Raw genomic sequence first — 930 nt, forward strand, 5'->3', positions numbered from 1 at the left:
CGGGGATCTCAGGTTCCGGGAAAAGTTTACTTTTAAAGATGAAGTTAGCTCGTGAAACGTCACTTGCAGATACACATGCAATGATTATCGACCCAGAGGGAGAATTCGTGAAGATTACAAAACGTCTAGGTGGTATTAATTTAAATATTTCACCTGAAAGTAATATCATTATCAACCCTTGTGCAATCGCGGTAACAGAACTTCAGATTACAGATAAAGATGAAGAACTAGAAGCTCTTGAACAATATGATAAGAAAGAACTCATAGAACGCGATGGCGTGAAGTATGTAAGATTTGTACCAATTTTAGAGAAAATTAATGAAATACTAGGATTCTTTGACATTATTATTCGTGGGCAAGACTTTGATCAACCAGGATTAAATGTATTCCAACGTACGATGCTGGAAGATGCGATTCGTGAAGTGTTTGATAAACATGGCATTACTTCCCACCCTTCATCTTTATATGCAGATGAAGTGAAAAAAGTGGATGGACAATTAATTCAGTCTCAAGTGAGAAAGCCTGAGCCAGAGTTAAAAGAAATCTACGATGTAATAGTAGAACATCATGGGGACGATGTGAAAGCAGAAGAGTTAATTGCCGCGATTCGTCCGTTCTTACGTGATGGTTCCAAACCATTATTTGATGGGCAAAGTCATTTTGGCCGTGGTGTGGAAACACAGTTAAATGAATCACGTGTTGTTAACTTTAATATTAGTCATTTAGAAGAAGGATTCTTAAAACCAATCGCCTTCCACGTTATCCTGAACTATATCTGGGAGCATTGGATTAAGAGCCCAGAACACGCTATCAAACGAAAAGTGTTATATGTGGATGAAATGTGGCAGTTTATCGACTATGAACAAACAGTTAACTTCTTAGAAAAAGTAGCACGCCGCTCTCGTAAGAGAAATGCAGGTATGTGTTGGG

1 protein-coding gene is annotated in these 930 nt (G+C 38.2%); it reads left to right on the forward strand.

The annotated features are described in order from the left end of the window. Positions 1 to 930: helicase HerA domain-containing protein (locus MR155_RS31200; protein WP_242312115.1), on the forward strand; the 930-nt coding region annotated here is incomplete at both ends.

Source organism: Bacillus cereus group sp. BfR-BA-01331 (assembly GCF_022663915.1).
Classification (GTDB): Bacteria; Bacillota; Bacilli; order Bacillales; family Bacillaceae_G; genus Bacillus_A; species Bacillus_A mycoides.